At 72.7% G+C, this 24,475-nt stretch carries 23 protein-coding genes; 9 read left to right on the forward strand and 14 right to left on the reverse strand.

The annotated features are described in order from the left end of the window. Positions 1–19: 19 nt before the first annotated feature. Together ACBJ59_RS02535 and ACBJ59_RS02540 are read right to left on the reverse strand one after the other, a co-directional pair. Positions 20–1,027 (reverse strand): NAD-dependent epimerase/dehydratase family protein, encoded by a 1,008-nt coding sequence (locus ACBJ59_RS02535; RefSeq protein WP_375108523.1) that lies wholly within the window; start codon positions 1,025–1,027, stop codon positions 20–22. A gap of 224 nt (positions 1,028–1,251) precedes the next feature. Continuing rightward, positions 1,252–2,157, reverse strand: coding sequence for a Gfo/Idh/MocA family protein (locus ACBJ59_RS02540; RefSeq protein WP_375108524.1), 906 nt, complete (start codon positions 2,155–2,157; stop codon positions 1,252–1,254). Positions 2,158–2,449: 292 nt separating this feature from the next. Here ACBJ59_RS02540 and ACBJ59_RS02545 point away from each other — a divergent pair, with 292 nt between their 5' ends. Next, positions 2,450–3,172 (forward strand): VIT1/CCC1 transporter family protein, encoded by a 723-nt coding sequence (locus ACBJ59_RS02545; RefSeq protein WP_375108525.1) that lies wholly within the window; start codon positions 2,450–2,452, stop codon positions 3,170–3,172. A 130-nt stretch (positions 3,173–3,302) separates the two neighbouring features. Here the strand turns inward: ACBJ59_RS02545 and ACBJ59_RS02550 are convergent, their stop codons facing one another. The 6 genes from ACBJ59_RS02550 to ACBJ59_RS02575 form a co-directional block, all read right to left on the reverse strand. Then, positions 3,303–3,929, reverse strand: a complete 627-nt coding sequence (locus ACBJ59_RS02550) for a LysE family translocator (protein ID WP_375108526.1) — start codon at positions 3,927–3,929, stop codon at positions 3,303–3,305. Continuing rightward, positions 3,926–4,465, reverse strand: coding sequence for a hypothetical protein (locus tag ACBJ59_RS02555; RefSeq protein WP_375108527.1), 540 nt, complete (start codon positions 4,463–4,465; stop codon positions 3,926–3,928). Before ACBJ59_RS02555 ends, ACBJ59_RS02550 begins: the two co-directional genes overlap by 4 nt. A gap of 18 nt (positions 4,466–4,483) precedes the next feature. After that, the gene (locus tag ACBJ59_RS02560) at positions 4,484–4,837 is read right to left on the reverse strand and encodes a spore germination protein GerW family protein (protein WP_364126368.1); all 354 of its coding nucleotides are present in this window, start codon (positions 4,835–4,837) and stop codon (positions 4,484–4,486) included. Positions 4,838–5,027: 190 nt separating this feature from the next. Continuing rightward, entirely contained in the window at positions 5,028–6,407 is a 1,380-nt protein-coding gene (zwf, locus tag ACBJ59_RS02565; protein ID WP_375108528.1) for a glucose-6-phosphate dehydrogenase, read from the reverse strand. Between the two features lies 1 nt (position 6,408). Then, complete coding sequence (gene pgi / locus ACBJ59_RS02570) at positions 6,409–8,040, reverse strand: glucose-6-phosphate isomerase (protein WP_375108529.1); 1,632 nt, start codon at positions 8,038–8,040, stop codon at positions 6,409–6,411. A 109-nt stretch (positions 8,041–8,149) separates the two neighbouring features. Beyond that, positions 8,150–9,856 carry an IlvD/Edd family dehydratase gene (locus ACBJ59_RS02575; protein ID WP_375108530.1) on the reverse strand — a complete coding sequence of 569 codons (1,707 nt, stop codon included), beginning with the start codon at positions 9,854–9,856 and terminating at the stop codon, positions 8,150–8,152. Positions 9,857–9,909: 53 nt separating this feature from the next. On the opposite strand from ACBJ59_RS02575, the gene ACBJ59_RS02580 reads away from it, so the two are divergent. Both ACBJ59_RS02580 and ACBJ59_RS02585 read left to right on the forward strand, forming a co-directional pair. Further along, positions 9,910–12,213 carry a phosphoketolase gene (locus ACBJ59_RS02580; RefSeq protein ID WP_375108531.1) on the forward strand — a complete coding sequence of 768 codons (2,304 nt, stop codon included), beginning with the start codon at positions 9,910–9,912 and terminating at the stop codon, positions 12,211–12,213. Then, complete coding sequence (locus tag ACBJ59_RS02585) at positions 12,189–13,373, forward strand: acetate/propionate family kinase (protein ID WP_375108532.1); 1,185 nt, start codon at positions 12,189–12,191, stop codon at positions 13,371–13,373. Before ACBJ59_RS02580 ends, ACBJ59_RS02585 begins: the two co-directional genes overlap by 25 nt. 83 nt (positions 13,374–13,456) lie before the next feature. On the opposite strand, the gene ACBJ59_RS02590 is transcribed toward ACBJ59_RS02585, so the two are convergent. From ACBJ59_RS02590 to ACBJ59_RS02600, 3 genes are all read right to left on the reverse strand, one after another. Then, on the reverse strand, positions 13,457–14,512 hold the full coding sequence (locus tag ACBJ59_RS02590) for a PAS domain S-box protein (RefSeq protein WP_375108533.1): 1,056 nt from the start codon (positions 14,510–14,512) through the stop codon (positions 13,457–13,459). 71 nt (positions 14,513–14,583) lie between these two features. Then, positions 14,584–15,003, reverse strand: coding sequence for an ATP-binding protein (locus ACBJ59_RS02595; RefSeq protein WP_375108534.1), 420 nt, complete (start codon positions 15,001–15,003; stop codon positions 14,584–14,586). Positions 15,004–15,097: 94 nt separating this feature from the next. After that, complete coding sequence (locus ACBJ59_RS02600; RefSeq protein ID WP_375108535.1) at positions 15,098–15,742, reverse strand: response regulator; 645 nt, start codon at positions 15,740–15,742, stop codon at positions 15,098–15,100. A gap of 185 nt (positions 15,743–15,927) precedes the next feature. On the opposite strand from ACBJ59_RS02600, the gene ACBJ59_RS02605 reads away from it, so the two are divergent. Genes ACBJ59_RS02605 through ACBJ59_RS02620 form a run of 4 tightly spaced genes read left to right on the forward strand, consistent with a single transcriptional unit; the run spans position 15,928 to position 20,149 of the window. Then, complete coding sequence (locus ACBJ59_RS02605) at positions 15,928–16,410, forward strand: cation:proton antiporter regulatory subunit (protein ID WP_364126389.1); 483 nt, start codon at positions 15,928–15,930, stop codon at positions 16,408–16,410. An 8-nt stretch (positions 16,411–16,418) separates the two neighbouring features. Continuing rightward, positions 16,419–17,579 carry a cation:proton antiporter gene (locus ACBJ59_RS02610; RefSeq protein ID WP_375108536.1) on the forward strand — a complete coding sequence of 387 codons (1,161 nt, stop codon included), beginning with the start codon at positions 16,419–16,421 and terminating at the stop codon, positions 17,577–17,579. Between the two features lie 29 nt (positions 17,580–17,608). After that, on the forward strand, positions 17,609–18,226 hold the full coding sequence (locus ACBJ59_RS02615) for a pentapeptide repeat-containing protein (RefSeq protein WP_375108537.1): 618 nt from the start codon (positions 17,609–17,611) through the stop codon (positions 18,224–18,226). 24 nt (positions 18,227–18,250) lie between these two features. Next, complete coding sequence (locus ACBJ59_RS02620; RefSeq protein ID WP_375108538.1) at positions 18,251–20,149, forward strand: hypothetical protein; 1,899 nt, start codon at positions 18,251–18,253, stop codon at positions 20,147–20,149. Between the two features lie 19 nt (positions 20,150–20,168). Here the strand turns inward: ACBJ59_RS02620 and ACBJ59_RS02625 are convergent, their stop codons facing one another. Continuing rightward, complete coding sequence (locus tag ACBJ59_RS02625) at positions 20,169–21,026, reverse strand: helix-turn-helix domain-containing protein (protein WP_375108539.1); 858 nt, start codon at positions 21,024–21,026, stop codon at positions 20,169–20,171. A 102-nt stretch (positions 21,027–21,128) separates the two neighbouring features. Here ACBJ59_RS02625 and ACBJ59_RS02630 point away from each other — a divergent pair, with 102 nt between their 5' ends. Further along, complete coding sequence (locus ACBJ59_RS02630; RefSeq protein WP_375108540.1) at positions 21,129–21,722, forward strand: NADPH-dependent FMN reductase; 594 nt, start codon at positions 21,129–21,131, stop codon at positions 21,720–21,722. Positions 21,723–21,733: 11 nt separating this feature from the next. After that, complete coding sequence (locus ACBJ59_RS02635) at positions 21,734–22,720, forward strand: aldo/keto reductase (RefSeq protein WP_375108541.1); 987 nt, start codon at positions 21,734–21,736, stop codon at positions 22,718–22,720. A gap of 7 nt (positions 22,721–22,727) precedes the next feature. Here ACBJ59_RS02635 and ACBJ59_RS02640 read toward each other — a convergent pair whose 3' ends face one another. Both ACBJ59_RS02640 and ACBJ59_RS02645 read right to left on the reverse strand, forming a co-directional pair. Continuing rightward, complete coding sequence (locus ACBJ59_RS02640) at positions 22,728–23,828, reverse strand: hypothetical protein (protein ID WP_375108542.1); 1,101 nt, start codon at positions 23,826–23,828, stop codon at positions 22,728–22,730. After that, positions 23,818–24,462, reverse strand: a complete 645-nt coding sequence (locus ACBJ59_RS02645; protein WP_375108543.1) for a copper resistance protein CopC — start codon at positions 24,460–24,462, stop codon at positions 23,818–23,820. Before ACBJ59_RS02645 ends, ACBJ59_RS02640 begins: the two co-directional genes overlap by 11 nt. Between the last annotated feature and the right edge of the window lie 13 nt (positions 24,463–24,475).

Here is a 24,475-nt window from a genome sequence, read left to right on the forward strand (position 1 = left end):
GCTGAAGTGAGCACGCGGATCAGAAACGCCCGTCGCGGCGTTCGAACTTGGTGGGCTTGCCGAGCAGCGGGCCGCCGTCCGCGACCCAGCGCGCCGTGTGCTCGATGAGTTCGGCGGGGGTCAGCTCGGGGTAGCCGAACAGGCGGTGGCATCTGGAGGCGTTCGAGAGCAGCGCCGTCGGCGCCTCCTCGCCGGTGAACACCGGCTCCTTGCCGAGCGCGGCGCCAAGGTCCAGCGCCGCCCTGCGCACCGAGACGAGCTCGGGCCCGGTGACGTTGAGCACGTACGGCGGTACGTCGGCCAGCAGCAGGGACCGGAGCGCGACCTCGTTGGCGTAGCCCTGCCAGACCACGTTCACCTGCCCCGTGGCCAGGTCGATGGGCTCGCCGGCGAGCACCTTCTGGGCCAGGTCCACGAGCACCCCGTAGCGGAGCTCGACCGCGTAGTTGAGGCGGATCAGCGACAGGCGGGTGCCGTTCGTCTCGGCGAAGTGCGTCAGCACGCGTTCCCTGCCCAGGCAGCTCATCGCGTAGTCGCCCACGGGGCCGACGGGCGAGTCTTCCGTGCTGCCGCCACCGCCCACGGGGACGAGGGGGTAGACGTTCCCGGTGGACAGTGCCGCGATCCTGGCGCCGGCGAAGCGGTCGGCCACCCGGCCGGGCAGGTAGGCGTTGGTGAACCAGGTGGCGTGCTCGCGGCCCTGCGTACCGAACTTGGCCCCCACCAGGAACACGACGTTGGGCGCGTCGGGGAGCTCGCGCAGGGCGCGGTCGTCGGCGACGTCGGCGGCCACCACGGTGGCGCCCGCGTCCTGGAGTGCCCGGGCCAGCCCTGGCTCGGAGAAGCGCGACACCGCGATGATCCGCCGGTCTCCCCGGCCGGCGTTCAGGGCCAGCCGCACCAGGCTCGGGCCGAGCTTGCCACCGGCGCCCAGGATCATGATGTCGCCGTCGAGCCTGCCCAGATCGTCGATGAGCCCGGCACTCGGCCGTGCCAGCCGCTCCTCGAGTTCCGCTGTCGTCCGCACGCGGTCTCCTCCATCCCTTATTTACGGTCCAGACCGTAACCGGACGGAGCTCCGGCTGTCAACGGGCACGACCTGGTCAGGCACCGTTACGGCCCGGGCCGGAGGCTCGGGCCAGGCGCGTTACGGCCCGGACAGGGGCTTGGGCCAGGCGCCGTTGCGGCCCGGCCAAGGGCTCGGGCCAGGCGCCGCGACGGCCCCGGCCAGGGGTGCTTCCAGGGGCCGGGTCAGGCGCTCCCGCGGGCGGGGAGCGCGCTTTCGCGAGCCGAAACGATCACGTCGAGCACGGCCCTGGTCTCCTGCCACGGCACCGGGCTGGGCGCCCCGCCCACCATGGCGAGAAAGGCCTCGATCGTCCCCTCGTACCCGAGCCCCTTCACCGGATCGTCCCCGCCCTCGATCACGATGGTCTCGGTGGAGTCCCGCTTGTGCAGGGTGACGGCGTACGACTCGGACTCCGAGACGCCGAGGATCTCGACCGTGCCGGTGATGCCGTCGTCCCAGCGCAACGCCATCACCCCGGTGTCCTCCGAGCGCAGCGACGCGTAGTGCCGCCTGGCCCCGGCCGCCCCCACCAGCCGGACGGCGGGACCCAGCAGGGCCACCAGCAGCTCCACGCCGTGGATCCCCATGGTCACCATCGTCCCGCCGCCCTCGCCCGGCGTGTCCTGCCAGGCGTTGTAGCCGGTCGCCCAGATCCCCACGTCGTGCCGTACGGTGGCGCGCACGGCCAGCACCTCGCTCCGCTCGGCCCGCGCGCCCGCGAAGGCCGGGGCGAAGCGCAGCACCGAGCCGGACAGCACGCGGTCGTGGATGGGCAGCCGGTCGAGCTCGTCCAGCTGGGCCCGGGCCGCGGCGGCGGGCTTGTTGACGAAGCAGGCCACGCCCGTCTCCAGGACCCTGGCCAGCGCCAGCGGCACCTGCGGGTTGGGCACGGTCAGCACCACCCCGTCGATCCCGCCCGCCAGCGCCTCCTCCAGGCTGCCCGCCACCTTCGCCGCGGGATTCTCCGCGGTGAAGCGCCGCAGCCGCTCGGGATCCGGCTCCCACACGACGAGCTCGGCGTGGCGGGCCAGGGTGCGGGCGTCGGTGAAGGGATGGCTGGTGGCCAGCCCGGCGAGGGCGATGCGCACGGTCGTCTCCGATCTGTCAGGAAGGGAGGCCATCATCGCAGCGCCCCTCCGGCCGAACGGCAAGGGTCCTGACAGTACGACAATCGCCTATTTACGGTCAGGACCGTTATAGTCGGCTGGGCAGATCACCTCCCGGAGCGGCACGACCGGCAGCGAGCCGGCCCTGACTCGCACGGCACTCTGCGGTCCTGTGGCCGGGTTTCCGCAGGTCAGGGAAGCCTCTCCTTCGTTGCGGATCTTGGCCGCATATGCCACATTTCTAAAAAGAGGGGTACATATACGGAGGAATTGCATGACCATCGAGCTCGCCCGCCCGCATCCCCCCGAGCAGCACCACAGCCACCGGGACGTTACCGGCGGCTGGCTGCGGCCGGCGGTGTTCGGGGCGATGGACGGGCTCGTGTCCAACTTCGCGTTGATCGCCGGGGTCGTCGGCGCGGCGGGGGCCGGGCAGGGGGCGGTGCTGGCCGGGTGTGCCGGGCTGCTGGCCGGGGCCTGTTCCATGGCGGCCGGGGAGTACACGTCGGTGAAGTCCCAGACCGAGCTGATGCGCGCCGAGATCGCCGTCGAGCGGCGCGAGCTGGCCCGTAACCCCGTCGGCGAGCGGGCCGAGCTGGCGGCACTCTACCGGGCGCGCGGGCTCGACGCCGAGCTGGCCGAGCGGGTGGCCGACGGGTTGTCGGCCGATCCGGAGCAGGCGTTGCGGGTGCACGTCCGGGAGGAGCTCGGCGTCGACCCGGATGACCTGCCCTCCCCCTTGCTGGCGGCCGGCTCGTCGTTCTGCGCGTTCTCGGTCGGGGCGCTGGTGCCGCTGGTGCCGTTCCTGTTCGGGGCGTCCGGGCTGGTGGTGGCGCTGGTGTTGAGCGTGGTGGCGCTGTTCGGGTTCGGGTCGGCCGTGGCGGTGATGACCGCGCGGCCGTGGTGGCGGGGCGGCCTGCGCCAGCTCGCCCTGGGCGTGGGGGCGGCCACCGTCACCTTCGCCCTGGGCCACCTGCTCGGCGTGACCATCGCATGACACGCGCCGAATAGCGCGCGCCGCATAGTGCGCGCGGGCCGGCGCTCAGGAGCGGTCAGCGGTCAGGAACGGCCGACACTAAGGAACGGCAGGCAGTCAGGGGTAGCCGGAGGTCATGGGCGGCCGGAGGTCAGGGGCGGCTGGAGGCGGCCAGCTTGATGCCGAGGCCGATGAGGGCGGCGCCCGTGAGTCCGTCCACCGCCCTGCGTACGGCCTGCCGGGCGAACACCCTGCGCAGCGTCCCCACCACGTTGGCCACCACCAGGAACCAGGCGACCGTGCCCGCCAGCGCCACCCCCGAGAGCATCAGCGCGGACGCTCCCGAGCTGAGGAACTGGGGCACCAGGGCCACGAAGAACAGCGCCGCCTTCGGGTTGAGGACGTTGGTCAGCAGCCCTTCGGCGAACGCCGCCCACGAGCCGCGCCCGCCCGGGTCGGGGACGTCGAGCCGCAGCTCCCCGCCCCCGCGCCAGGCCGAGCGCAGCGCCCTGACCCCGAGGTAGAGCAGGTAGGCGGCGCCGGCCACCTTGACCACGGTGAACGCCAGGGCCGAGGCGGCCAGCAGGGCCGCGATACCGGTGGCGGCCGCCACGACCCAGGCGAAGACGCCCACGGCGATCCCCGCCGCGGCCGCCATGCCGGGCCCGCGCCCCGAGACGGCCGAGCGGCGTACCACCACCGCGAAGTCCGGGCCGGGCGACATCGCCCCGAGCAGCACCACTCCACCGAAAGCCGCGATCTGCGCCATAGAGGTCATGGCGTCCACCTTACGAGCACCCTCCCCTCGGGGATCAAGGCGGACCGCTCCCACGTCCACGTCGGCACGGTGATCATCTCGGCGGGCCGGTCGAGCGGGATGGGAATGTCGAGCAGGGCGGAGTGCGGCGTGAGCGGCAGGCCGCCGCTCGGGATGACGACGGTCTCCAGCGGCGTGCGCTGGGAGGGCCCGTCCGGCTCGTCGAGCTCGCTGCGCACCCAGGTGGCCGGGCCGGAGAAGGCCATGAACGCCAGCGCGCCACGCGGCGCGGCCCCGGAGTGGCGCAGGGCGCCGGCGGGCAGCCAGCCGTGCTGGCCCGGCAGGTAGGTGATGCCGGAGACGTGCAGCTCGCCCGCCAGCAGCACGAACTCCTCCCCGGCCAGGTAGTGGCCGTGCTCGGGCCGGGCCCATCCGGGCGGGAAGCGTACGAGCGTCGCGGAGCCGTCCAGCCGGGCCACCCGGACCGGCAGGTTCGACCCGGGCATCAGGAAGGCATGGCCGGGCAGCTCCGCGTCGTCGAGCAGGTCGGTCAGCACGTGTGCCGTCTCGGCTCGTCAGCGCTTGCGGCGCCGCTTCGTGAAGATGGCCCGCAGCGTCAGCAGCAGCACGACCGCGACGAGCTGCCCGCCGATGACGATGCGGTTGACGTCGACGGCCGGCCGCCACAGGGCGTCGCCGTCCTTGAGCACGAACACCCCCGCCGGGGTGGCCCCGAAGCCGAAGCCGCCGCCGCTGCCTCCGCCCTCCTCGCCCTTCTCGCCCCGGTTCTGGCCCTGGCCCCCGCCGCCGCCCTGGGCGACCCTGGCGACCGGGATGACGACGACGTCGCCGTGTTGGATCGGCTCGCCGAAGACGCGTTTGACGGTCGCGGCGTCCTTCGACTGTTCCACCAGCTCCATGATGTCCATCCCCCCATCGTCACCCCGGGACGCCGCCCCGTCGAACGCCGCTGGTCGTCGCCTGCTCACGGGCCTCCCGGACCTCCCGCCCTCTCCTCCTACCCACCGCACTCCGGTGAAGGTCTCCTCCGGGAGCGACGATCAGGTAGGGGGCGAAGGGGAGGCGCCGGGCACGCGGGAGAAGGGGCGTGGGAGGCGGTCAGTCGAACGTCGTGGAGATCTCGTGCCAGCCGTCCGGCGGGATCTCCGCCGCCCGATCCGGCCCCCAGGACCCCTTCGCGTACGGCAACGGCGCGTCCGTCAGGTCGAGCACCGGCTGCACGATCCGCCACGACTCCTCCACCAGGTCGAACCTGGCGAACCTGCGCGGGTCGCCGCTGACGGCGTCGGCCAGGATGCGCTCGTAGGCGGCCTCCATCGGCCCGAGCACCTTGGTGAAGTCGACGCTGACCGGCACCGGCCGGGTGTGCTGCTTGCCCGGCTCCTTGGCCAGCAGGTCGAACGTCACCCCGGCGTCGGGCTGGAGCCGGAACCTGACGAGGTTGGGGCTGTCGGGGGCGCCGCCGTTGCCGAACATCGTCACCGGCGGCCTGCGCAGCTCGGCGACGATCTCCAGGTCGGTGGTGGGCAGGCCCTTGCCGGAGCGGATGCACCACGGCACCCCGGCCCAGCGCCAGTTGTCGATGTAGGCGCGCAGGGCGACGTAGGTCTCGGTGGTGGAGCCGGGGCGCACGCCGTCGGTGTCGAGGTAGCCGGCGTACTGGCCGCGTACGACGTCGGCGGGCGCGATGGCCTGGACGGCGCGCAGCACCCGCCACTTCTCGTCGAGCTGGGCCCGGGCGTCGGTGGACGGCGGCGGGTCCATCGCGAGGATGGCCAGGAGCTGGAGCAGGTGATTCTGCACCACGTCCCGGATGGTGCCGTTGGCGTCGTAGAAGGCGCCCCGGTCGCGTACGTCGAAGTCTTCCGCCATGGTGATCTGCACGCTGCGGATGTGGGAGCGGTTCCAGATGGGCTCCAGCAGCGTGTTGGCGAACCGGAAGACCATGAGGTCCTCGACCGGCTCCTTGCCCAGGAAGTGGTCGACCCGGCGCAGGTGGTCCTCGTCGAAGTGCTTGAGCAGCTCGTCGTTGAGGCTGCGGGCCGAGTCGAGGTCGTGCCCGAACGGCTTCTCCACCACGAGCCGCGAGTCACGGTTGAGGCCCACCCCCGAAAGGCCCTCGGCGACCGGCGCGAACAGCGACGGCGGCACCGCCAGGTAGTGGACCAGGAAGCCCTTGCCCGCCACCTCGTCGCGCAGCCGGGCGAACGTGCCGGGGTCGCGGTAGTCGCCGGCGACCAGCCGCAGGTTGCCCGCCAGCTTCTCGAACGCCGCGTCGCGGACGCCGCCGCAGGCCTCGCGGGCGTGCTCGCGCAGCCCGTCGAGGTCGAGGTCGGTCTTGGCCACGCCGATGACCGGCAGGTCGAGCCGGCTGTCGGCGGTCAGGTGGTAGAGCGCGGGCAGGAGCATCTTGCGGGCGAGGTCACCGGTGACCCCGAACAGGACCAGCGCGCCCGCCTGCTCCTTGTCGTGCGCCATCTCAGGCGCGCCTTCCGCGCAGCTCCCGGTATTTGCGGATCAGCTGTTCGGTGGAGGCGTCGGGGAAGGCGGTGGGCGGCTCGTCGGAGGTGAGCGCGGGCGCCAGGTCGAGCGCCATCTTCTTGCCCAGCTCGACGCCCCACTGGTCGAAGGAGTCGACGCCCCAGATCGTGCCCTCGACGAACACGATGTGCTCGTAGAGGGCGACGAGCTGGCCCAGCGTGGAGGGGGTGAGCTTGGGAGCGAGGATCGTGGAGGTGGGGCGATTGCCCGGCATCACCTTGTGCGGCACGATCTCCGGCGCGGTGCCCTCGGCGGCGATCTCGTCGGCCGTCTTGCCGAACGCCAGCGCGGTGGTCTGGGCGAAGAGGTTGGCGGCGAGCTGGTCGTGCATGCCCTCGCGGTCCTCGTGGGGCTCGGCGAAGCCGATGAAGTCGGCCGGCACGAGCCGGGTGCCCTGGTGCAGGAGCTGGTAGAAGGCGTGCTGGCCGTTGGTGCCCGGCTCACCCCAGAAGATCTCGCCGGTGCGGGCGGTGACGGGGGTGCCGTCGGCGCGCACGGACTTGCCGTTGGACTCCATCGTGAGCTGCTGCAGGTAGGCCGGGAAGCGGTGCAGCCGCTGGCTGTAGGGCAGGACGGCGCGGGTCTCGGCGTCGAAGAAGTCGGTATACCACACCCCGAGCAGGGCCATCAGGACCGGCATGTTGGCCTCGAACGGGGTCGTGCGGAAGTGCTGGTCCATGGTGTGGAAGCCGGCCAGCATCTCGCGGAACCGCTCGGGCCCGACCGCGATCATCAGGGACAGGCCGATGGCGCCGTCGTAGGAGTAGCGGCCGCCGACCCAGTCCCAGAAACCGAACATGTTGTCGGTGTCGATGCCGAACTCCGCGACCTTGGCGGCGTTGGTGGAGACGGCGACGAAGTGCTTGGAGACCGCGTCCTCGCCGAGCGCCTCGACCAGCCAGCGGCGCGCGACCCTGGCGTTGGTGAGCGTCTCCAGCGTGGTGAAGGTCTTGGAGCTGACCACGACCAGCGTGGTCGCCGGGTCGAGGCCGGCGAGGTTGCCGGTGATGTCGGCCGGGTCGATGTTGGAGACGAACCTGGCCGAGATGCCGGCGTCGGCGTAGTCGCGCAGCGCCTCGTAGGCCATGGCGGGGCCGAGATCGGAGCCGCCGATGCCGATGTTGACGACGGTCTCGATCGGCTTGCCGGTGGCGCCCTTCCACTCCTTGGACCTGACCCGGTCGGCGAAGGCGCTCATCTTGTCGAGCACGGCGTGCACGTCGGCCACGACGTCCTGCCCGTCCACGACGAGCTTCGCCTCGCGCGGCATGCGCAGCGCGACGTGCAGGACCGCGCGGTCCTCGCTGACGTTGATGTGCTCGCCGCCGAACATGGCCGCGATGCGCTCGCGCAGCCCCGCCCGCTCGGCCAGGGCCGTGAGCAGGTCGATGGTCTCCTGCGTGGCGCGGTGCTTGGCGTAGTCGAGGTAGAGGTCGCCGGCGGTCACCGTCATGCGCCCGGCCCGCCCCGGGTCGTCCGCGAACAGCTCGCGCAGATGCCTGCCCGCCAGCTCCTCGTGGTGCTTGCCCAGGGCCGCCCACTCCTGGCTCTGGGTGATGTCGCCGTTCACGCTCTTCCTCCTCGCGTCGCCAACCCGATCATGCCTGGTTCCATCGTCCCGTAACCCCGTACCCCCCGCGGTTGATTCCGCGCATGGCGGAGCGGAGTCTTTAAGCCCCTCAGTGAGATTCGCGGCCCACGTGGTCGCCGCCGGAGCCGACCAGGAAGTCGAGGTCGGCGCCGCGGTCGGCCTGGGTGACGTGCTCGACGTAGAGGCGCTCCCAGCCGCGTACGGGCCGGGCGTGCCCGGTCATGACCGGCTCCCTGGCGGCCAGCTCCGCGTCGGGGACGTCCACGTCGAGGCGGCGGGCGGCCACGTCGAGCACGATCGGGTCGCCGGTGCGCACCCGGGACAGGGGCCCGCCGGCGGCGGCCTCGGGCGCGGCGTGCAGCACGACCGTGCCGTACGCGGTGCCGCTCATGCGGGCGTCGCTGATGCGTACCATGTCGCGCACGCCCTTCTCCAGCAGCTTGGCCGGCAGCGGCAGGTTGCCGACCTCCGGCATGCCCGGATAGCCCTTGGGCCCGCAGCCGCGCAGCACCAGCACCGAGGTCTCGTCCACGTCGAGGTCGGGCGAGTCGAGGCGGGCGTGGACGTCCTCGACGCTGTCGAAGACGACGGCCCGGCCGCGGTGGCGCAGCAGCTCGGGCGAGGCGGCGGCGGGCTTGATCACCGCCCCGCCCGGCGCGAGGTTGCCGCGCAGGACGGCGATGCCCGCGTCGGGCAGCAGCGGGGCCGAGCGCCGCCGTATGACGTCCTCGTCCCAGATCTCGGCCCCGGCGAGGTGCTCGACCAGCGGGCGCCCGGTGACGGTGATCGCGGCCGGGTCGAGCAGGTCCTCGACCTCCTTCAGCACGGCCGCCAGGCCCCCGGCCCTGAACAGGTCGTCCATCAGGTGCCGCCCGGCCGGCTGCAGGTCGACCAGCAGCGGCACGCCGGAGCCGGTGCGGTCGAAGTCGTCCAGGTCCAGCTGGACGCCGAGCCGGCCGGCGATGGCGAGCAGGTGCACGACGGCGTTGGTGGAGCCGCCGACGGCGGCCAGCGTGACGATGGCGTTGAGGAAGGAAGCCCTGGTCATCACCTGGCTCGGGCGGCGGCCCTCCTTGACCAGCTCGACGGCCAGGCGGCCGCTCTCGTGGGAGCGTTCGAGCAGGCGGCTGTCGGGGGCCGGGGTGCCGGCGGTGCCGGGCAGGGTCATGCCGAGCGCCTCGGCCATGCAGGCCATGGTGGAGGCGGTGCCCATCGTGTTGCAGTGGCCGCGGCTGCGGATCATGGACGACTCGGACCGGAGGAACGCCTCGCGGGAGAGCGTGCCCGCGCGCACCTCCTCGCTGAGCCGCCACACGTCGGTGCCGCAGCCGAGCAGCGCCCCGCGGAAGTGCCCGGTCAGCATGGGCCCGCCGGGCACCACGAGGGCGGGCAGGTCGACGGAGGCGGCGGCCATCAGCAGCGACGGGATCGTCTTGTCGCAGCCGCCGAGCAGCACCACGCCGTCGATGGGGTTGGCGCGCAGCATCTCCTCGGTGGCCATGGCGGCCAGGTTGCGCCACAGCATCGCGGTGGGGCGGACGTTCGTCTCGCCGAGGGAGACGACGGGCAGGTTGAGCGGCACGCCGCCGGCCTCCCACACGCCGTTCATGACGCTCCGGGCGACCTCGTTCAGGTGGGAGTTGCAGGGCGTGAGATCGGAGGCGGTGTTGGCGATCGCGATGTGCGGCTTGCCGCCCTCGAACGCCTCCTGCGGCAGGCCGCGCCGCATCCATGCCCGGTGTATGTAGGAGTTCCGGTCGTTGCCTGAATACCAGCGCGAGCTCCTGAACTCCATGTTCGGCACCTTATCGGGGATTCATTCCGCCCTGTCGAGGAATCAGCAGGGGCATGGACCATATAGACGCGTACTGGCGGGCGGCCAACTACCTGTCCGTGGGGCAGATCTACCTGCTGGACAATCCGCTGCTGACGGAGCCGCTGCGGCCGGAGCACATCAAGCCGCGCCTGCTCGGCCACTGGGGCACGACGCCCGGCCTCAACTTCTGCTTCGCGCACCTCAACCGGGTGATCCGCGAGCGGGACCAGGACATGATCTACATCGCCGGCCCCGGCCACGGCGGCCCGGCGGCGGTGGCGCACGCGTGGCTGGAGGGGTCGTACTCCGAGCGGTATCCGGACGTGTCGCAGGACGTGGAGGGCATGCGGCGGCTGTTCCGCCAGTTCTCCTTCCCCGGCGGCATCCCGAGCCACGTCGCGCCGGAGACGCCCGGTTCGATCCACGAGGGCGGCGAGCTGGGGTACGCGCTCGCGCACGCGTACGGCGCCGCCTTCGACAACCCCGACCTGGTGGTGGCCTGCATCATCGGCGACGGCGAGGCCGAGACCGGCCCGCTGGCCGCGAGCTGGCACTCCAACAAGTTCCTGGACCGCCGCCGCGACGGGATGGTCCTGCCCATCCTGCACCTCAACGGCTACAAGATCGCCAACCCGACCGTCCTGGCCCGCATCCCGGAGCCGGAGCTGATCAAGCTCATGGAGGGCTACGGCTACCGCCCCCACCTCGTCGGCGCCGACCACGAGGAGATGGCCGGCACGCTGGACCTGGCGTTCGAGGAGATGGCCGCCTACAAGGCGGGCGACGCGGCCCGACTGCCGATGATCATCCTGCGCACGCCCAAGGGCTGGACCGGGCCCCGCGAGGTGGACGGCCTGCCGGTCGAGGGCACGTGGCGCGCGCACCAGGTGCCGCTGGCCAAGGTCCGCGAGAACCCCACCCACCTGGGCATGCTCGAGGAGTGGATGCGCTCGTACCGGCCGGAGGAGCTGTTCGGCTCCGACGGCCGGCCGGTCGCCGGGATCCTGGACACGGTGCCGAGCGGCCCGCGCAGGATGAGCGCCAACCCCCACACCAACGGCGGCGAGCTGCTGGAGCCGCTGCGGCTGCCGGACTTCCGGCGGCTCGCGGTCGAGGTCAAGGCCCCGGCGGAGCAGTCGAGCGAGCCCACGCGGGTGCTCGGCGGGTTCCTGCGCGACGTGATCGCGGCCAATCCGAGCACGTTCCGGCTGATGGGCCCGGACGAGACGGCGTCCAACCGGCTGTCCGAGGTGTTCGAGGTCACCGACCGGGCCTGGGACGCCGAGCTGCTGCCGACGGACGAGAACCTGGGCGCCGGCGGGCGGGTCATGGAGGTGCTGAGCGAGCACCTGTGCCAGGGCTGGCTGGAGGGCTACCTGCTGACCGGGCGGCACGGGCTGTTCAACTGCTACGAGGCGTTCATCCACATCGTGGACGCGATGTTCAACCAGCACGCCAAGTGGCTGGAGTCGTCGCAGAAGATCCCGTGGCGGCGGCCGGTGGCGTCGCTGACGTACCTGCTGTCCTCGCACGTGTGGCGGCAGGACCATAACGGCTTCAGCCACCAGGACCCCGGCTTCCTCGACGTCGTGGCGAACAAGAAGGCGTCGGTGGTGCGGGTCTACCTGCCGCCGGACGCCAACACCCTGCTCTCGGTCGGCGACCACTGCCTGCGCTCGCGCGACTACGTCAACGTGATCGTCGCCGGCAAGCAGCCGGTGCTCGACCTGTTCACCATGGACGAGGCCATCGCGCACAACACGCGCGGGCTCGGCATCCTGCCATGGGCCTCCACCGACCAGGGCAGCGAGCCGGACGTGGTGCTCGCCTGCGCGGGCGACGTGCCCACCCTGGAGACGCTGGCCGCCGCCGCGCTGCTGCGCGAGCACCTGCCCGAGCTCAAGGTACGCGTCGTCAACGTCGTGGACCTCATGCGCCTGCAACCGCCCTCGGAGCACCCCCACGGCATGGAGGACGCCGAGTTCGACACCCTGTTCACCACCGACAGGCCGGTCATCTTCAACTTCCACGGCTACCCGTCGCTCATCCACCAGCTCACCTACCGCCGGCACGGCCACGACAACATCCACGTGCGCGGCTACAAGGAGGAGGGCACCACGACGACGCCGTTCGACATGTGCATGCTGAACGACATCGACCGCTACCACCTGGTGCTCGACGTGATCGACCGGGTGCCCGGCCTCGGCGCCACGCAGGCCCACCTGCGCCAGCACATGACCGACGAGCGGCTGCGGGCGCGGGCGTACACGCGGGATCATGGGGAGGACCCCGCGGAGATAAGATCGTGGACATGGCCGGCCGCATTCTCGTCCTGAACACCGGCTCCTCGTCCATCAAGTACGAGCTCGTCGACATGCGGACCGGTGAACGGCCCGCCCGCGGGCTGGTGGAGCGCATCGGCGAGGAGCTGGGACGCCTGTCGCACCGTGTGGGCGACGGGCCGCCCTACGAGAGGCAGGCCCGCTTCGCGGGGCACGACGAGGGGCTGGCCGCGGTCATGGAGGCGTTCGGGACGGCGGGGCCGGAGCTCGACCCCGTCGCGGTCGGGCACCGCGTCGTGCACGGCGGTGCCCGGTTCACCGAGCCCGTGCTGGTCGACGACGACGTGATCGCCGCCATCGAGGAGCTGGCCCCGCTCGCGCCGCTGCACAACCCGGTCAACCTGGCCGGCATCCGGCTCGCGCGCAAGGCGTTCCCCGAGGTGCCGCAGGTGGCGGTGTTCGACACGGCGTTCCACCGCACGCTGCCGCCGGAGGCGTACACGTACGCGGTGCCCCGCGACTGGCGCGAGCGGCTCGGCGTGCGGCGCTTCGGCTTCCACGGCACCTCGTGCGCCTACGTCTCCCGCCGCGCCGCCGCCGTGCTCGGCCGCGACCTGGCCGAGCTCAACCTGATCGTGCTGCACCTGGGCAACGGCGCCAGCGCGACCGCCGTCTCCGGCGGCCGCAGCGTCGACACCTCCATGGGCCTGACCCCATTGGAGGGGCTGGTCATGGGCACCCGCTCGGGCGACGTGGACCCCGCGATCGGCGGCTACCTCGCCCGGGTGGAGGGGCTCGACGCCCAGCGGGTGGAACACCTGCTCAGCCACCAGGGCGGGCTGCTCGCGCTCACGGGGACCGGCGACATGCGGGAGGTGCGCGCCAGTGGCGACGCCGGCGCCCGGCTGGCCCTCGACGTCTACACGCGGCGCATCCGCAAATACGTCGGCGCCTACTACGCGCTGCTCGGCCGGGTGGACGCGATCGTGTTCACCGGCGGGGTGGGCGAGCACGACGCCGCCACCCGGGCCGAGTCCCTGGCCGGGCTGGAGCGGCTGGGCATCGCGGTGGACCCGGCGCTCAACGAGGCGGCCTCGTCGCTGGAGCGGGCGGTCTCGCCGCCGGGGTCGGAGGTGGCGGCGCTGGTCATCCCGACGGACGAGGAATGGGAGATCGCCCGGCAGGCGTACGCGCTGACCGGCGACGGCTCGTAACAGGCGGCACCGCCCCGACCGCTCCCCGACCGCGACCGTTCCCTGACTACGGCCTTCTCCCGCCTGCGACGGCGGGGAGCGGCTCAGGGGTCTTCGCCGTGGTCGCGGCGGGCGAGCGGGACGGCCGGCACCCAGAACTCCACCGTCGTGCCCCCGCCCGGCGTGCCGCGGATGTGCCACCAGCCGCCCGCCGCCTCCGCGCGCTCGCGCATCTCGATCAGCCCGAAGTGCCTCGCCTCCGCGTCCGGGGACGGGGACGGGGACGGGGACGGGAGCGGGGACGGCTCAAGGCCGGCGCCGTCGTCCTGGACGGTGACGTGCACGCCCAGGTCGAGCGAGGACAGCTCCACCGTGACCCGGCTCGCGCCGGCGTGCTTGCGCACGTTCGTCAGGGCTTCCTGGCAGATGCGGTAGACGGTGACCACGGTCTCGGCCGGCGGCTCGCCGTCCAGGTCGGCCCGCAGCTCATGGGTCAGGCCCGTGCCGGCCTTCACCTGGTCCAGGTAGGCGGCCAGGCTCTCCACCAGGCCCTCGGCGGGCGGGCGCAGGCTGAAGGCGAGGTCGCGCAGGCGGTTCACGGCGGCCTCCACGGTCTCGTCGAGCGTGCGCACCTCGGCGGCGTGCTCCTCCGGCAGCTTCTCCGCCCACGTCCGCAGCCGCATCCCCACCGCGACCATGGACTGGATGGTGTCGTCGTGCACGCCCGAGGCGATGCGGCGGCGCTCCCGCTCCTGGGCCTGGACCAGGCGGGCCAGCAGCAGGCCGCGCTCGTCCAGCGCCCTGGACATGCTGCGCCGCTCGGTCAGGTCGCGGGTCACCTTGCCGAATCCGCGCAGGCCGCCGCCGTCGTCGTACAGGGCGGTGATGACCACGCTGGCCCAGAACCGGGTGCCGTCCTTGCGCACCCGCCACCCCTCCTCCTCCCACCGGCCGTCGGCGGCGGCCTCCGCCAGGCCCTTGGCGGGCCTGCCCGCCGCGACGTCCTCGGGCGGGTAGAAGACGGAGAAGTGGGTGCCGATGATCTCCTCGGCGGAGTAGCCCTTGATGCGCTGCGCACCCACGTTCCAGCTGACGATCACGCCGCGCGGGTCGAGCATGAAGATGGCGTAGTCAAGGATGCTCTGGACGAGCAGCCTCATATCCTCCTGGGACTGGCCATGCTCAGGCATACCGCAGCCTTTCATGACCAGCACAGAGAGCCAAACCGGATTCAGGCCTCGGCCGGACCCGCCTGAAGGGGAGCGAGCCGGGCAGCCAGCTCGCACCACACCACTTTGCCGCCCTCACCTGGCGAGACGCCCCAGCCGGTGGACAGCAGCCGGACGACGTGCAGCCCCCAGCCGCTCGCCGGCCCCGGCTCGCGCGCCTCGGGCAGCTGTGCGCCGCTGTCGCCGACCTCGACCCGCACCCACGACGCGTCGGCCCGCAGGCGCAGCTCGGGCGGGCCGTCCCCGTGCACGAGCGCGTTCGTCACCAGCTCCGACACCACTAACAGGACGTCCTCGTGGCGCCCCAGGTAGCCACATTCGCGCAGGGCCACGCGGGCCAGGCGCCGGGCCTCTGTGATGCTGCCCATCTCCTGGGGCAAACGGGTGTCCACCTGGTACGGCTCGACCTCCTTACTTACCACGCCTCTACTCTCACGGAGTGCGGCGGCCGGTCACGAGACGCAATCGCGCCAGGCGGGCTGATACAGATGTGGGAAGTGACCTGGTGCGTTTGCGTCAATCCAGGAGGCCGTCCCGGCGGGCGAAGGCCACCGCCTCCAGCTTGGAGCGGGCGCCCAGCTTCTCCAGCACGTGCTGGACGTGGTTGCGGGCCGTGTTGTGGGCCACGCCGAGGCGGTCGCTGATCTCGTACGTGCTGGCGCCCTCGGCCAGGAGCAGCAGCGTCTCGCGCTCGCGGGCGGTCAGCGCCGAGCCCACGTGGCCCGCCCGGCCGGTCAGCCGGTCGAGCACGCCCGGCAGCAGCCCCGGCGCGAACACCACCCCGCCGGCCGCCACCTCCCGCACCGCCGACTCCAGCTCGCCCAGGCGCGAGGACTTCACCACCAGCCCGGCGCCGCCGGCGGCCACGACCCTGGCCGCCACGGACGCCGTCGCCTCGCCGGTCAGCACCAGCACCCGGGTCCTGGGCGCGACGGCGGCCAGCCGGCCGATGGCCGTGATGCCGTCGCCGTCGGGCAGGCGGCGGTCGAGCACGACGACGTCGGGCTGGCACCTGCCGGTGTCGGCCAGGGCGCCGGCGATGGTGCCGGCCTGGGCCACCACGTCGATGTCGGGAGCGCGGCCGAGCGCCAGGCCGATGGCCTCCGCGACCATGGCGTGATCTTCCACGAGAACCAGCCGGATCGAGGGGGCGGTCGGCATCGTGCGTTGTCCCTTGTGGTGTTGCAGCTCGTTTCGGCGTCGCGGGCCGTCGGTCGTGCGGGCGGGCTCGCGGCTATGAGCAGTCTCGCACGCGCGGCGACAGCCCGCAGGCGACCTCGGCCGCCACCGGGCGCACCATTGGTAGGGTTGTCCGGAAATATGCCGATCTGGACGGGTGGGGATACGTGGAGGTCGAACAAACAGCACTGCCGGGAATCGGCCTGCGGCACGATTTCACCACCCGCAAGGGACAGCGCGTGGGCGTCATTTCCCACCGCACCGGCCGCCGGGACCTGGTGATCTACGACAAGGACGACCCCGACGCGGTCTGCCAGACGGTCAAGCTCAACGACGAGGAGGCCGACGCCCTGGCCGAACTGCTGGGCGCCCCCCGCATCGTCCAGCGGCTCAACCAGCTGCACCAGCAGGTCGAGGGCCTGGTCAGCGTGCAGATCCCCATCCCGGCCGGCTCCCCGTACGCCGGCCGCCCCATGGGGGACGCCCGCGTGCGGACCCGTACGAGCGCCTCCATCGTCGCCGTCGTGCGCGCCGGGCAGGTGTTCGCCAGCCCCGGGCCCGAGTTCGTCTTCGGCGCCGAGGACGTCGTGGTCGTCGTGGGCAGCGAGGACAGCACCGCAGAGGTGGCCGGCATCCTGGTGAGCGGGTAGGGCCGCGGGTGCACCATACCGCTGTCCTTTTTCTCGAGTTCGGTGCTGTCCTCCTTGGCCTGGGACTGCTGGGCGCGCTGGCGTTGCGGGTCGGCATCTCCCCCATCCCGCTCTACCTGATCGCCGGCCTGGCGTTCGGGACCGGTGGCGTGCTGCCGCTGGCCACGAGCACGGAGTTCATCTCGACCGGCGCCGAGCTGGGCGTCATCCTGCTGCTGCTCACGCTCGGCCTGGAGTACAACGCCGACGAGCTGGTCACGAGCCTGAAGGGCAACGCCCGCGCGGGTGTCGTGGACCTGGTGCTCAACGCCGCGCCCGGCGCCATCTGCGCGTTACTGCTGGGCTGGGGCCCGGTGGCGGCCGTGGCCATGGCGGGCGTCACCTACGCCACCTCCTCGGGGATCACCGCCAAGGTGCTGTCCGACCTGGGGTGGATCGGCAACCGGGAGACGCCGACGGTGCTGTCGCTGCTGGTGTTCGAGGACCTGACGATGGCGATCTACCTGCCGGTCCTGACCACCATGCTGGCGGGGCTGAGCCTGCTGAGCGGGGCGATCGCGGTGGGCATCGCGCTGCTGACCGTGACCGTGGTGCTGGTCGTGGCGCTGCGGTTCGGGCGTTTCATCGAGGCGTTCGTGTCCAGCCCGAACTCCGAGGTGCTGCTGCTGAAGGTCGTCGGGCTGGCCCTGCTGGTGGCGGGGCTGGCCCAGCAGCTGAACGTGTCGGCGGCGGTCGGCGCGTTCCTGGTCGGCATCGCGCTGTCGGGCGAGCTGGCCGAGGACGCGCAGGCGCTGCTGGCGCCGCTGCGGGACCTGTTCGCGGCGGTGTTCTTCGTCTTCTTCGGCTTCCAGACCGACCCCGCGAAGATCCTGCCGGTGGCCGGGCTGGCCACCCTGCTGGCCCTGGTCAGCATGATCACCAAGCTCCTGACCGGCGTGTACGCGGCCCGGCGGGCCGGCATCGCCAAGGCCGGCCAGGCGCGGGCGGGCATCGCGCTCATCCCGCGCGGCGAGTTCAACATCGTCATCGCCGGGCTGGCGGTGGGCGCGGGCGTGCATCCCGACCTGGGCGCCCTGGCGGCGGCGTACGTGCTCATCCTGGCCGCCTTCGGTCCCCTGGCGGCCAAGCTGGTGCAGCCGCTCATCACCGCCATCGCCAAACGGGCCTAGCCGGGAGCCGCGTCCGCTAGTTTGTTCGCATGGCAGAGCGCAAGCACGGTGTCCCGCCGCCCCCGACGGAGAAGACGATCAGGTCCGCCGACTGGGACAGCCTCGAGCTCTCCGGCGAGAGCTACCAGCGGGTGCTGTTCCAGGACGTGGACATGACCGAGCTGGTCGATCGCGGCTCCTCGTTCGAGGAGTGCCAGTTCAGGAACGTGCGGTTCAACGTGTCGGTGCACGAGGACGCCCGCTTCCTCAACTGCACGTTCTCGCGCTGCTCGTTCTTCGACGCCACGTTCAGGGGCTGCAAGCTGACGGGCAGCATGTTCGACGGCTGCACCTACGGGCTGCTGAAGGTGGAGGGCGGCGACTGGTCCTACGTCGGACTGCCCGGCGCCGACCTGCGCGGCAGCGCCTTCCACGGCACCCGGCTGCGCGAGGCCGACCTGACCGGGGCCCGGCTGGAGGGGGCGGAGGTGCGCCGCGCCGACCTGTCGGGGGCGTGGCTGCGCGGGGCCGACCTCACGAAGTGCGACCTGCGGGGCAGCGATCTGAGCACGTTCGACCCGCACGAGGTCTCGCTGAAGGACGCGGTGATCGACCCGTTCCAGGCGACGGTCGTGGCGGCGGCGCTCGGGTTCGACGTACGCGAATAGCCCGTCCCACGCCAGGATGTCCGTGTGCGAGAACTCACGCCGGCCGAGCAGGCCGTGTCCGCGGCGCTCCCCCGGGGCCAGGAGGTCGACCTGCGCTCGGGCGACCCCGTCCACGACTCCCCCGCCGACGCCGACGCCTGGGATCCCGGCCGCACCATCCGCGCGGAGGTGCTGGCGGAGCTGCTGCTCGGCGAATACGCCGACCCGGGGGACAAGCCGGGCCTGCGCCTGGCCGGGGCGCGGATCACCGGCCTGCTCCACCTGGCGTTCGGCGAGATCGACTTCCCGATCACGTTCGAGGGCTGCGCCTTCGACGAGCGGCCCGACTTGTACCAGGCCCGCACCCGCTTCCTCAGCTTCGCCGGCTCCCGGCTGCCGGGCCTGATCGCCTCGAACATCCAGGTCGAGGGCAACCTGCGGCTGACGGACTGCCACGTCACCGGCGAGCTGCGCCTGCCCAGCGCCCGGATCAACGGCAACCTCACGCTGAACCGCGCCCGCCTGGACAACCCGGGCGGCATCGCCATCAACGGCGAGCACCTCGACGTGGGCAGCAACCTGCGCGCCCAGGACGGGTTCACCTGTGACGGCGAGATCATCCTCACCGCGGCCCGGGTGGGCGCGGCCGTCAACATCGACGGCGCCCGCCTGCGGGCCCCGGGCGGGGTGGCGTTCGGGGGCGGCAACATGGTCGTCCAGGTGGGGCTGTTCGCGCGGGACGTGGAGGCCGAGGGCGAGGTCAGCCTGCGGTTCGCCCGCGTGGCCGGGCCGCTCACGCTGCGCGGCTCGCGGCTGCGCAACCCCGGCGGCCTCGCGGTGCGCGGCGGCGGCCTGAACGCCGAGAGCGGCCTGTTCATGTCGCTGGTCGAGACCGAGGGCATCATCTGGCTGGAGGGCGCCGCCATCGGCCGCACGCTCAGCCTCGACGGCGCGCGCCTGCGCAACCCGGGCGGCCTGGTGCTGGCCGGCGACAACATCGTGGTCAACGGCGCGCTGCTGGCCCGCGAGGGGCTGTCGGCCGAGGGCGAGATCAGCCTGCTGGACGCCTCCGTCACCGGCCCCGCCCACTTCGAGGGCGCCCGGCTGGTCAACCCCGGCGGCGCGGCGCTGTCGGCCAACGGCATCACGGTCGGCAAGGTGCTCAACCTCTGCGACGGCTTCTCCGCCCAGGGCCGCATCCGGCTGACCGGCGCCCGGATCGGCAGCCGCCTGTGCCTCCACGACGCCACGCTGGAGGCGCCCGGCGGCGCGGCGCTCAAATGCGGGCGGATGGAGGCGCGGGAGCTGGCCCTGCGCACCGCCGAGCCGATCCGGGGCACGGTCGAGCTGCGGCACGCGCGCATCGGGTTGCTGCGCGACAGCCCCGGCGTGTGGCCGGACGCGCTGCGCATGGACGGGCTGGCGTACGAGGTGCTGGAGCCCATGCTGCCGGCCGCCGAGCGGCTGGACTGGCTGCGCCGCGACCCCGACGGCTACCTGCCGCACGCCTACGAGCAGCTCGCCGCGATGTACCGGCGGCTGGGCAGCGACGCCGACGCCCGCGACACGCTGCTGGCCGGCCAGCGGCAGCGCCGCGCCACCCTCCCCTGGTACGCCGCGCTCTGGGGCCACCTCCAGGACGTCACCGTCGGCTACGGCTTCCGCCCGCTGCGCGCGGCCGGCTGGCTGGCGGCGCTGCTGGTCCTGGGCACGGTCGTGTTCGCGCTGGCCGAGCCGCCGCCGCTGAAGCGCGGGGAGGCGCCGGAGTTCAGCTCGCTGGTCTACACCTTGGACCTGCTGCTGCCGATCATCGACTTCGGGCAGGAGAAGGCGTTCAACCCGGGCGGCGGGACGCAGTGGCTGGCGTACGGGCTGATCGTGGCGGGCTGGGTGCTGGCCACGACGATCGCCGCCGGCCTGACCCGCTCCCTGCGCCGCGTCTGAGCCGCCCCGGGCGGCACGGTCAGGCGTTCACCGCCCGCAGGGCGCCGGGGCGGCGGCCGGTCAGGCGGTCGAGCGCGGCCGCGGTGGCGGGGTCGGCGGGCAGGTAGACGACGATCCGCTGCTCGCCGCCGGTCAGGTCGAGCGCCTCCCTGGCCAGCCGCAGCTCGCCGGCCTCCGGGTGCGCCACGCGCTGCACGGGGGCCATCCGCGCCGGCTGAGACGGCCCGGCCAGGCGCCCGGTGAAGGCCTCGCCCGCCGCGAACGACAGGTCGGCGATCAGCTCCGCCGCGTACGGGTCGTCGGTGCCGGCCTCGTACTTCAGCGCGGCGGCCTGCTCGTCGGCCACCCGGTCCCACTCGGGGTAGGCGATCCTGGCCCGCACGTCCGCGAACGTGTACCTGATCAGGTTGGGCGCCTCGCCCTCCAGCAGGCCGACGGGGCCGAAGACCCGGTCGAACCCCGCGGTGCGGTCGAGCACCTCGCCCAGCCGGTTGAGCAGCACGGCGGGCGCCGGCTCCAGCCGGTCGAGCAGCGCCCGCACGGTGGGGCGCACGGTGCGGTCGGGCGCCTGCCCGGCGGCCGGGCACAGGGCGATGCCGCCGCTGCTCACCTTGGCCAGGTGGCGCAGGTGGATGCGCTCCTCCGGGGTCATGCGCAGGGCGTCGGCGAGCGTCACGAGCACCTGGACGGACGGGTTGCGGTCGCGGCCCTGCTCCAGCCTGGTCAGGTATTCGACGCTCACCCCGGCCACCGTGGCCAGCTCGGACCTGCGCAGCCCGGGCGTGCGCCGCCGGGCGCCGTCGGGCAGGCCGACGTCGGCGGGCTTGATCGCCTCGCGGCGGGCGCGCAGGAAGGCGCCCAGCTCGTTGTCGCTCACGTGCCGAGTGTAGAACCGGCGTCCCCGCCTTATCGTGGCCCTCCGGGGGCCAGTCTGAGCGCGGCCTTCCTCCGCGCCCGGCGGCGGGGCAGGTTGGTGCCCATGACGAACATGAGATTGGCGGTCATCACGGGCAGCGTCCGCGCGGGCCGCTTCGGCCCCACGGTCACCCGGTGGTTCGCGGAGCAGGCGGCCACGCACGGGCTGTTCGACCCGGACATCATCGACCTGGCGGACACGCCGTTGCCCGCGGTGCTGCCGGCCACGGCGGAGGAGCTGGCCGACGTGCACGGGCGGCCCGCGGACCTGCGGCGCCTGGCCGGGCGGCTGGCGGAGGCGGACGCGTTCGCGGTCGTGACCCCCGAGTACAACCACAGCTTCCCCGCCTCGCTCAAGCACGCCATCGACTGGCACTCCACGCAGTGGCAGGCCAAGCCGGTCGCGCTCATCTCGTACGGCGGCTTCGGCGGCGGGCTGCGCGCGGCGGAGCACCTGCGGCAGGTGTTCGCCGAGATGCACGCGGTGACGATCCGCAACTGGATCAGCTTCGACCAGCACTGGACCCGGTTCGACGCCGACGGCCGCCTGGTGGATCATGAGGGGCCGGAGGGGGCGGCCAAGGCGCTGCTGGACCAGCTCGGCTGGTGGGGCAGGGCCCTGCGGGAGGCCCGGCTCGCCACTCCCTACCAGGCTTGAGGGGTGTCGTGATGCGTTACCGTCTGCTGGGCCGTACCGGGCTGAGGGTCTCCGAGCTGTTCCTCGGCGCGATGACCTACGGCGAGGCGTCGCCGGAGGTGCGGCGCATCTTCGACCTGTACGCCGAGGCCGGGGGCAACGTCGTGGACACCGCCTCCATGTACGGCGAGAGCGAAAGCGTCGTCGGCGAGGTCCTCCAGGGCCGCCGCGACCGGTTCGTCCTGGCCACGAAATACACCGGCACCCGCGACCGCACCGACCTGAACGCGGCCGGCAACCACCGCAAGAACCTCGTGCTGTCGCTGGAGCAGAGCCTGCGGCGGCTGCGCACCGACTACGTCGACCTGTTCTGGGTGCACGTCTGGGACCGCAACACGCCGGTCGAGGAGACGATGCGGGCGCTGGACGACGTGGTGCGCTCGGGGAAGGTGCTCTACGTGGGCATCTCCGACGCGCCGGCGTGGGTGGTCAGCCGGGCCAACACGCTGGCCGAGTGGCGCGGGTGGACGCCGTTCGCGGGGCTGCAGGTGCCGTACAGCCTGCTGCAGCGGGACATCGAGCGGGAGCTGCTGCCGATGGCCCAGGCGTACGGGATGAGCGTGGCGGCGTGGGGGGTGCTGGCCCGCGGCGTGCTGTCCGGCCGGTACGCCGCGCCGGACGCGGCCGCCTCGCGCGTGTCACCCGATTCGCTCGGCGAGCGTGAGCGGGCCGCGGAGCGGGCCGTGATCGAGGTGGCCGGCGAGCTGGGCGCCACGCCCTCGCAGGTCGCGATCGCCTGGGCGCTGCGGCGCGGCGTGCACCCGATCCTCGGGACGAGCAGCGCCGAGCAGCTCAAGGACAACCTGGGGGCCTCGGACGTGACGCTCCCCGAGGAGGCGCTGCGGCGGCTGGAGTCGGCGGTGGAGTTCGAGCTGGGCTTCCCCGGCGACTTCATCGGCCAGGTGGACCGCAGCCCGGACATCTACGGCGACGCCCTGCCCCGCCTCGACGGCCGCTGACCCCGGTTCAGCACAGCCCCATGGCCGTCTGCCACAGACCCGGCAGCGCCGCCAGGACCCGGTCCCCGCGGCGCCGCCGGTCGGTGAACGTCTCCGCCCCCAGATCCGCCAGCAGCTCGCGGAGACCGTCCGTGTAGTCGGCCGCGTAGTCGTCCACATGGCCATCCACGTGGTGGTCCGCATGATCGTCCAGGTGATCGGCCAGGTGATCGGCCAGGTGGTCGGCCGCGCGGTCGGCCAGGTGGTCGCCGGCCGCGGCCCGCTTGGCCACGCACCGCGCGTACGTGGCCACCACCCAGAAGACGGCCTCCCGGTGCAGCCCCCGCTCGATGAGCTCGCGGGTCCCGTCGATGGCGGCCGGCCGCGCCACGGGGCTGATGTCGGAGTCGAACCGGTACGAGGGCGCCCGCACCGAGGCGGCGGCGTCGAACGCCCGCTCCAGCGCCGCCAGGTGCCACCGCACCCGCGCGGCGTCGAGGTCGGCGCAGCCGAGCAGCTCGAGCAGGCTCTCGTGGAACTCCAGCCGCCCGTGCTCGGCGAGCAGCTCGCGGACGGCCGCGTACCGGCGGCGGATCGTGGGGTTCCGCAGCCCGGCCACCAGCAGGACGTGCGCGGTCACCCCGGTGCCGAACAACCACGAGTTGACCTGGTCCACCAGCGGCGCGGACTCGTCCATGCCGTTGATCCAGCCCCGGACCCGGTCCATGGCGTTGGTGCACCGCGCCAGGATCCAGGGCCGCTCGGCGAAGTCGCGGGCCACCACGCGCTGGAGCTCGGTCAGCCGCCCCGACGGGTCGGCCAGCACGCACGGCAGGTGGAAGCTGCCGGCCAGGTGGTAGTCGCTGAGCACCTCGTGCGTGGAGCCGAGCCCGGTGATGGAGGAGACCTCCAGCAATACCTCTTTGTAGCGAAATTTCCCTATATGACCGATGCGAGCGGCCGGGTCCGCGACCACCATGACGTCCACGTCCGAGGTGGGGGCCAGCTCGGCACCCGCGTCGGCCCACAACGCCGACCCGGTCAGGAACGCCCCGCCGAACCCGGGCAGCCCGGCACCCTCTTCGAGCACCCACTGCCGCGCGACCTGTCTGGCCTGCTCAACCCGCATCCACTTCCTCCCGATCAGGGCCGCGGCGCGAGGTCCTGAACAGGACGAACGCACCCAGCACGACTAGCACCGCCAGCCCGCCCCAGATCCAGCCAGGGACGCCGCCCGATGCCGCGGGCCCCTCGCCGGCCGCTTCCGAGGGGCCGGCGACCGCCGCTGGATCCGTCGCCGGACCCGTGGCGGGACTCGCCGCGGCGGACGGTGCGCCCGCCGCGGACCCCTCATCGGTGGCCGAGGGCGAAGCCGATGACGAAGATGATCCTTTCACGCTGAAAGGGATTTCGCCCTCAATGGGATGCCCATCGGACGAAACGACACGCCACGCGAGCACGTACGAGCCGGGTGCGAGCGGCTGCGGGAGGTCGGCGAGGACCTTGGGCCCGTCGAGCCGCGGCTTGCCCAGGGCGACCTCCTTGCCGGCCGCGTCGTGCAGCGCGACGAACGGGAACTTGACGCTCGCGGTGTATTCGAGCTCGATCTCCTCGACCGAGGACATCTGGGCGTTCTTCGCGGGAGAGCTGCGTTTGAGCGTGTCGTGGGCGAAGGCGGGTGAGGCGAGAAAAGTCACGAAAGAAGCCAGGAAAAGGGCGCATGCGAGTGCCACCCTGCGGAAGTGCCGCGGCGTGAATGCCATGATGGTCTCCAGA

The organism is Nonomuraea sp. MTCD27, from assembly GCF_041950495.1.
Lineage (GTDB): Bacteria > Actinomycetota > Actinomycetes > Streptosporangiales > Streptosporangiaceae > Nonomuraea.

Coding starts and splice junctions, on each gene's coding strand:
- ACBJ59_RS02545 (WP_375108525.1), top strand. CDS start 2,450: ATGACCATCGAGCTCGCCCGCCCGCATCCCCCCGAGCAGCACCACAGC.
- ACBJ59_RS02550 (WP_375108526.1), bottom strand. CDS start 3,929: ATGACCTCTATGGCGCAGATCGCGGCTTTCGGTGGAGTGGTGCTGCTC.
- ACBJ59_RS02560 (WP_364126368.1), bottom strand. CDS start 4,837: ATGGACATCATGGAGCTGGTGGAACAGTCGAAGGACGCCGCGACCGTC.
- zwf (WP_375108528.1), bottom strand. CDS start 6,407: ATGGCGCACGACAAGGAGCAGGCGGGCGCGCTGGTCCTGTTCGGGGTC.
- ACBJ59_RS02575 (WP_375108530.1), bottom strand. CDS start 9,856: ATGGAGTTCAGGAGCTCGCGCTGGTATTCAGGCAACGACCGGAACTCC.
- ACBJ59_RS02580 (WP_375108531.1), top strand. CDS start 9,910: ATGGACCATATAGACGCGTACTGGCGGGCGGCCAACTACCTGTCCGTG.
- ACBJ59_RS02585 (WP_375108532.1), top strand. CDS start 12,189: ATGGCCGGCCGCATTCTCGTCCTGAACACCGGCTCCTCGTCCATCAAG.
- ACBJ59_RS02590 (WP_375108533.1), bottom strand. CDS start 14,512: ATGAGGCTGCTCGTCCAGAGCATCCTTGACTACGCCATCTTCATGCTC.
- ACBJ59_RS02600 (WP_375108535.1), bottom strand. CDS start 15,742: ATGCCGACCGCCCCCTCGATCCGGCTGGTTCTCGTGGAAGATCACGCC.
- ACBJ59_RS02615 (WP_375108537.1), top strand. CDS start 17,609: ATGGCAGAGCGCAAGCACGGTGTCCCGCCGCCCCCGACGGAGAAGACG.
- ACBJ59_RS02630 (WP_375108540.1), top strand. CDS start 21,129: ATGACGAACATGAGATTGGCGGTCATCACGGGCAGCGTCCGCGCGGGC.
- ACBJ59_RS02635 (WP_375108541.1), top strand. CDS start 21,734: ATGCGTTACCGTCTGCTGGGCCGTACCGGGCTGAGGGTCTCCGAGCTG.
- ACBJ59_RS02640 (WP_375108542.1), bottom strand. CDS start 23,828: ATGCGGGTTGAGCAGGCCAGACAGGTCGCGCGGCAGTGGGTGCTCGAA.
- ACBJ59_RS02645 (WP_375108543.1), bottom strand. CDS start 24,462: ATGGCATTCACGCCGCGGCACTTCCGCAGGGTGGCACTCGCATGCGCC.